General features: G+C 51.6%; 8 protein-coding genes. All 8 read left to right on the plus strand.

Going from position 1 to position 6,000, the window contains the following annotated elements; genetic code table 11:
• The first annotated feature begins 170 nt into the window (after positions 1-170).
• The 8 genes from ASG81_RS04680 to ASG81_RS04715 all read left to right on the plus strand — a co-directional run bounded on the left by ASG81_RS04680 (position 171) and on the right by ASG81_RS04715 (position 5,876).
• On the plus strand, positions 171-656 hold the full coding sequence (locus ASG81_RS04680; RefSeq protein ID WP_056629707.1) for a DUF948 domain-containing protein: 486 nt from the start codon (positions 171-173) through the stop codon (positions 654-656).
• Positions 657-713: 57 nt separating this feature from the next.
• Positions 714-1,142: a YtxH domain-containing protein gene (locus tag ASG81_RS04685; RefSeq protein ID WP_056629709.1), complete on the plus strand. Its 429-nt coding sequence runs from the start codon at positions 714-716 to the stop codon at positions 1,140-1,142.
• A 358-nt stretch (positions 1,143-1,500) separates the two neighbouring features.
• Complete coding sequence (gene racE, locus ASG81_RS04690; RefSeq protein ID WP_056629743.1) at positions 1,501-2,310, plus strand: glutamate racemase; 810 nt, start codon at positions 1,501-1,503, stop codon at positions 2,308-2,310.
• 121 nt (positions 2,311-2,431) lie between these two features.
• The gene (locus tag ASG81_RS04695) at positions 2,432-3,316 is read left to right on the plus strand and encodes a M14 family metallopeptidase (protein ID WP_056629711.1); all 885 of its coding nucleotides are present in this window, start codon (positions 2,432-2,434) and stop codon (positions 3,314-3,316) included.
• 86 nt (positions 3,317-3,402) lie between these two features.
• Positions 3,403-3,645 carry a hypothetical protein gene (locus tag ASG81_RS04700; protein WP_056629713.1) on the plus strand — a complete coding sequence of 81 codons (243 nt, stop codon included), beginning with the start codon at positions 3,403-3,405 and terminating at the stop codon, positions 3,643-3,645.
• A 42-nt stretch (positions 3,646-3,687) separates the two neighbouring features.
• Positions 3,688-3,990, plus strand: a complete 303-nt coding sequence (locus ASG81_RS04705; protein ID WP_056629715.1) for a hypothetical protein — start codon at positions 3,688-3,690, stop codon at positions 3,988-3,990.
• A gap of 37 nt (positions 3,991-4,027) precedes the next feature.
• On the plus strand, positions 4,028-4,252 hold the full coding sequence (locus tag ASG81_RS04710; RefSeq protein ID WP_056629718.1) for a DUF1450 domain-containing protein: 225 nt from the start codon (positions 4,028-4,030) through the stop codon (positions 4,250-4,252).
• 166 nt (positions 4,253-4,418) lie between these two features.
• Positions 4,419-5,876 (plus strand): PDZ domain-containing protein, encoded by a 1,458-nt coding sequence (locus ASG81_RS04715; protein WP_056629719.1) that lies wholly within the window; start codon positions 4,419-4,421, stop codon positions 5,874-5,876.
• The last annotated feature ends 124 nt before the right edge of the window (positions 5,877-6,000 follow it).

The following is a 6,000-nucleotide window of genomic DNA, read 5'->3' on the forward strand; positions in this document are numbered from 1 at the left end:
TCTGAGAAGATTTGTTGAGACATCCTTTTCTTTGTTTTGGGAATAGGCGATTTTCATTTCGGTGTGTCATGACAAGCCCATGCTGCTTATACTGTCATTACGCAAGTGGGCATTCGTCTAGAAGCGCACGCGATTAGCACTGCAATGGATTGAGGAGGAGGGATACGGGCATGACGGGCATAGTTTTAACATGGAGCGCGGCGATAGCTGCAGGTGCATTTGTTGTTTTGGTGGTGGGCATACTGCTATCATTACGATCAGCGCTTATCAGGCTGGGGCAAGTGCAAACTGCGGCTGAGTCGATGCGGCAGGATTTGAATAAGCTTTCGTTAGAGCTTGGCGGGCTCGTGCAGCCGGCAGAGGAGACGATTCGCGTCATGCATCGTCAGCTGCAAGCGGCGAGCAAGCTGTTTGAGGCGGCAGGGCAGGTTGGAGGAGCGATTGCGAATACAACATCGGCAGCCCAGCGCATTACATCCGTATTGTCGGAATCTGCTGAGAAGCATGCGAAGCGGTACGACACGAAGCGGCAGGTCGGTGAAGCTCTTGAATGGGCTGAGCTAGGAATGACTGCGTGGCAGCTGTGGCAAACTAGCCGAAAGGCAGCAGCGTCTGCTGAAGATACACATGAACCCGTATTCGAATCGGAATCCTGATCAAAGAGCAAAGAGCTGAAGACGAAGAGCACGCTAATAACGAAAGGAGCGACTACAATGTCAACACGTAAACAATCAAAAGGATTTTTGCTTGGCGCATTAGCTGGAGGAGTTGTTGGCTCGATTACTGCACTGTTACTCGCGCCAAAGCCTGGCAAGGAGCTGCGTCAGGATATTTCGGCTCAGGCGCAGAAGGTAAGTGATACGACAGTGCGGGTTGCTGGTCAAGTGAGCGACACGACTGGCCGTTTTGCAAGGCAAATCGGAGATCAAGCGGCACAATTCGCAGACAAAACGAAGCAAGCGGCTAGCAGCGTCGTAAGCAGCGTAAGAGGAAGAAACAAAGGCACCGAGGAGACAGAAGCGATTTCTGATTCGGTGGAAATAATTGTAGCCGTACCGGAAGCAGGCGGCTTACAAGAAACAAGCGCGATCAAAGCGGTAGAAGCCGGAGAAACAGAAGCGGCTGCATCGAAGGAGTTTTAGGGTTTAATGGATGACGAATCAAGCGTAAATAAAAATGATTTTACAGTACTGAAGGCTATGCAGCCTGCAGTAAAAAAGGCAAACTGTTGGAGCCGCGGCTTTAGCAGTTTGCCTTTTCTTTAGAATTATGGGCGATTAAACCGATTCGGCGATGGGTTGTCGTCAGATCGGGGAAGGAGCCTGACTTTGAACAGTTTGTCATTCCAAAAATAATCAGCAGCCAGCACAGGAATGCAGGCATGCCGCATCGTTGAACCTTGTCCGAATTTGCGATAAGATGTAGGTACGTTTTTGTGCCTGTATTCATATGCTATTTTGACTTGATTCAATACACTTTGTTTAGGAAAGCGGTGTGTTTGTGCAGCAACCGATTGCGATATTAGATTCAGGCGTAGGTGGACTCACCGTTGCCAAGGAAGTCATGCGTCAACTACCGCGGGAAAAAATTATTTACTTTGGAGACACGGCCAGGACACCATACGGTCCGCGTTCATCGGAGGAGATCGTTCGCTTTACAAGAGAAATTGTTGATTACCTAATCCAGTTTAATCCCAAAATGATTGTTATAGCATGTAATACAGCAACGGCTGCCGGACTTGACGATATCCGCTCAAGAATTACGATTCCCGTGGTAGGCGTCATTAATCCGGGTGCCAGGGCAGCGATCGGCCTTACGGTAACAGGCTGTGTCGGCGTCATCGGAACGGAGGCGACGATCAAGAGCGGGGCGTACGAGCAGGCATTGCGAGAGCTGTCGACAAATGTACAAGTGGTCAGCGAGGCATGTCCGGGGTTTGTACCGTTAGTAGAAAAGGGGAATTTCCGTTCCACTGAAACGTATGATACGGTGCGCAGCTCCATCGGTCATTTGCGGCACTTTCCAATGGACACATTAATACTTGGCTGCACACATTATCCGTTTTTGGCTGATACGATATCCGAGGTGATGGGTCAGAGCGTCAAGCTGATCAGCTCGGCAGACGAGACGGCGAGGGAGATCAATACGATTTTGCAGGAAAAAAACAAGCTGGCGCGCGGTGACAAGGTGCCTTTGCACCAGTTTTTTTGCAGCGGCAATCCGCTATTGTTCAAGTCGATTGCCCAGCAATGGCTGGGTGAGCACATCCAGATGACGCCTGTCGTATGGCAAGTGCCGAATATTAGTTAAACGTTTGAATAGAAGCCGGGTCCTGTGAGGGGCTCGGCTTTTTTTTGTCGTTTGCCTCATAGGACATATGTAACAGCGCATACGATGATAGAACAAATTCACGCAGCTGGAGGCGATCGTTATGTACTCCGTACAAAACTATGGCTATCTCGATTTGGTAGAGGGAGTTAGGCAGCTGTCGGGAAGATATCCGTTTCTGTCGGCTCATGTCATCGGAAGGAGCGTGATGGGCAAGCCTTTAATAGCGCTTCGCTGCGGCAGCGGTCCGCGCCTTATTCATATGAACGGCTCTTTTCATGCAAACGAATGGATAACCTCTGCTCTGCTTATGCGCTTCGTTGCTGATTTGTCCGCAGCTTATTGCAGCGGCGAGCAGATTAGCGGTCAGCGTGTGGAGGATCTCTGCAGGAACGTGACGCTGTGGGCTGTCCCGATGGTTAACCCCGATGGTGTGGAGCTCGTGCAACAAGGAGTATCGCCATCGCATCCGTTTCATCGACAGCTGATTGAATGGAACGGAGGTTCCGGGCAGTTCAGCGGCTGGAAGGCCAACATTAGGGGCATTGATTTGAATGATCAATTTCCCGCGTTTTGGGAGGAGGAGTGCAAGCGCAGAGGTATAGGGGGGCCTGCACCGCGGGACTATCCGGGGCCCTATCCGCTAAGCGAGCCGGAGGCGATCGCAATGGCTCGTTTCACGGAGACGATGGTATTCGATACTGTCATCGCGCTTCATACGCAGGGACGGGAAATTTATTGGAATTACCGCGATTACGAGCCGGCTGAGGCGGAGCACCTGGCTGAAAGGCTTGGTAGGGTAAGCGGCTATAAGCCGGTGAAGCTGGCTGGCAGCGATGCGGGCTATAAGGATTGGTTCATCCACCGGTTCCGCAGGCCTGGATTTACGGTGGAAGCGGGGTTCGGTGAAAATCCGCTGCCGATGAGTAATTTTGACAATATTTATATAGAGCTGCAGCCGCTGCTGCTAGAGGCGCTTCGTCTTTAGCGGCTTTCGGCCGCTTGCGCTAAGTAGGTAAACGGGGGTGCTTATGTTATAATAATCGGAAAAGGTCAGCAAAGGTGGAATTTCTGATGCGCAAATTGCTGTCTCTTCGTCACTGGCAGCGGACGTTTGTCCGGATTTTTCAGCTGCTTCGTTCTAAGAGAGTTTCACTGCTGGACAAGCTGATTTTTTCCGTGCCTGTACTGCTCTATTGGGTGATGCCGGACGTGCTACCGTTACCGTTTTTGCCTATCGACGATATCGCGGTAACGATGCTGCTCGCAGAATGGTTTGCCCGTAGAATGGAGACCAAGTATAATATGAAATTATGATTATTGCCGCAAGGCATAACGATAAGAGGAGCTGGATAAACGATGAATTGCAAAATTTCTAAAAACGCAGTAAAGGTTATACAAGTAGAGCTGGACAAGCCTGAAAACGCGGGTAAAATGCTGCGAGTCTACGTTACCCACTCGCATGGCGACCATGCTCATTACGGCATGGGGATTGACGAGCCAACGGAAAAGGACGAAGTCGTAACGACGGACAAAGGGATCGACGTTATTTTGGAGAAGGGCAATGCATTTCTGGATGGCGTTCGCATCGATTACTTCTATGTGCCTGAAGAAGGCTTTGCCGTTACGAATCCAAGTAAGGGCAACCACGGCGATCACTAGAATTTATAAGTATCCGGTTGAAATAGGAAGATGAATTATGGCTAACGATATACGGGTTTGTGATAAGTGCAAGCACATGAAGATGAAATCGGTTGTGCCGAAGCTGCAAAAGCTGGTGCCTGACGCGGAAGTTCGTGTCGGCTGCAAGTCCTACTGCGGGCCTTGCGCAAGGTACGCATTCATTTTTATTAATGGCCGTTACGTCAAGGCGGCAACAGAGGATGAGGCGATCGAGAAGGCCCTGCCTTTTATCAAGAAATAAACATCCATTTTCATTTCATACTTACAGCAAAACAACAGGACCCTGCGATTGCTCTATTCGTAGGGTTTTTGCGTAAATAGAAGCAATCATGCGAAATGAGGGGGAATATAATCGGCCCGAACGGCTGCGGCACATACTGGTTAAGGAAGCTTAGGAGGAAGAACGGATGCTGAAGCCGGCACGCTATTACTTATTTGGACTGGCCGTGGCGCTTGCTTGTTTGGTTGCGGCAGAGCTGATTTGGCTCCCGGCGCCGCTTAGGACCGGCAGCGGGATGCAATGGATCGAGATAATTGATCGGTTGTTCAATGCTCTCGCGCTTGTTCCGCTCAGCTGGGCGTTCGGCGCTTTGCTTGGGGTATGGCAGCAGCGGAGCTGGAAGAGCTTTGCGATTTTATTGCAGCTATTGCGGCTTGTAACCGCCGGACTCGGGATTATCGGGGCAGGCTATGTGCTGCTTGCGCCGGAGAAGCTGTTTCAGCTGTTCGTTGTCATTGGCGCCGCGGCACCGCTAGTCTTTATGGATATGCTGCTCAGCGAGGGGCTGGAGCGTGCGCGAGCGGCGAAGCTATTGCGAGAGGGGGAGCTTCGTGCAGGCGCTAAGAAGGGAGGTCTAACGCTTCTGTGGCTGCCGAGACGAGGCCTCTTCGTTTTACTTATTACGATAGTGCTGCTCTTAGCTTTGCTCTGCCCTACAGGCTACCGGGTCACGTACCCGGGCATGACGCTGAATATGAACCGTTATGCCCATGTGAAGGGCGGAAACCAGGGCGGCACGATTAACGGCGTTCTCGTATTCGACAGGCCGGCGGTGCCGGCTGATTGGCTGTATGCGAGGCTTCTGCCGATGTACAGCTTCGAGAAAATACCGGCAGATGAGCCTCCGCTGACGGAATCGTATACGCAAGTCGTTCTGATGAAGACGGATGCAAATAGCGTAGCTGCAGCCGTTGCCATGCAGAAGGCCGGCGTTGGAGGCGGCATAACAGCTGATGGGGTTAGAGTTATTGCTGTGGTGAAGGGCAGTCCCGCCGATCAGCGTCTGCAGGCAGGCGATATTATCGTTCATCTGAACGGACAGGCCGTTCGTTCGATAGCTGATTTGACAGCCTATATGACGAATTCCGTCAAGCCTGGCGATTCCGTTGTCGTTACGCTGAGAAGGAGCGGGGCTGAGACGCAGGTAGAGGTAGAGGTAGAGGTAGAGGTTAAGACGAAGGCATCGGTGGATGCGCCCGAACGGCCCGTATTCGGCATTTCAGTACAAACGGAGCTGCATTTTGACATCCCTCGAAGCGTCGGTTACAAACGATTCATGGCGCATATCGGAGGACCGTCGCATGGCGCCATGCTGACGCTTGCGCTGATCGATCAGCTGACGCCCGGCGGCGTTACACACGGTATTCGGGTAGCGGGAACAGGTACGATTGAAGCGGACGGCTCGATTGGCCTGATTGGCGGCATTAGGCAGAAGGCATACGCGGTCAGTCGCACGGATGCGGATGTATTCTTCGTGCCGGCGGCGCTCGAAGAGGCGGCACGCAGCGGTGCACCCGCTCTAAACATCGTACCAGTGAAAATGATTGATGATGTGCTGAGCTGGCTTTCACAGCATAAGAAATAAGAAGCAAAAGAAGGGCTGCCCCGAGTTTGATATGCTCCCCATACAGTAGACAGGTTAAATAATAAAACCTGCTGCTGTGAGGGGAGCTTTTTCATGTCAAAAGAACAGTATAGCGCACCAGAGA

It is taken from the genome of Paenibacillus sp. Soil522, from assembly GCF_001428245.1.
In the GTDB taxonomy this organism is placed as follows: Bacteria; Bacillota; Bacilli; order Paenibacillales; family Paenibacillaceae; genus Pristimantibacillus.

Bases quoted from the DNA above. Each gene is read 5' to 3' on its own strand.
- ASG81_RS04715 (WP_056629719.1), top strand. From the start codon at position 4,419: ATGCTGAAGCCGGCACGCTATTACTTATTTGGACTGGCCGTGGCGCTT.
- ASG81_RS04710 (WP_056629718.1), top strand. From the start codon at position 4,028: ATGGCTAACGATATACGGGTTTGTGATAAGTGCAAGCACATGAAGATG.
- ASG81_RS04685 (WP_056629709.1), top strand. From the start codon at position 714: ATGTCAACACGTAAACAATCAAAAGGATTTTTGCTTGGCGCATTAGCT.
- ASG81_RS04680 (WP_056629707.1), top strand. From the start codon at position 171: ATGACGGGCATAGTTTTAACATGGAGCGCGGCGATAGCTGCAGGTGCA.
- ASG81_RS04700 (WP_056629713.1), top strand. From the start codon at position 3,403: ATGCGCAAATTGCTGTCTCTTCGTCACTGGCAGCGGACGTTTGTCCGG.
- ASG81_RS04695 (WP_056629711.1), top strand. From the start codon at position 2,432: ATGTACTCCGTACAAAACTATGGCTATCTCGATTTGGTAGAGGGAGTT.
- ASG81_RS04705 (WP_056629715.1), top strand. From the start codon at position 3,688: ATGAATTGCAAAATTTCTAAAAACGCAGTAAAGGTTATACAAGTAGAG.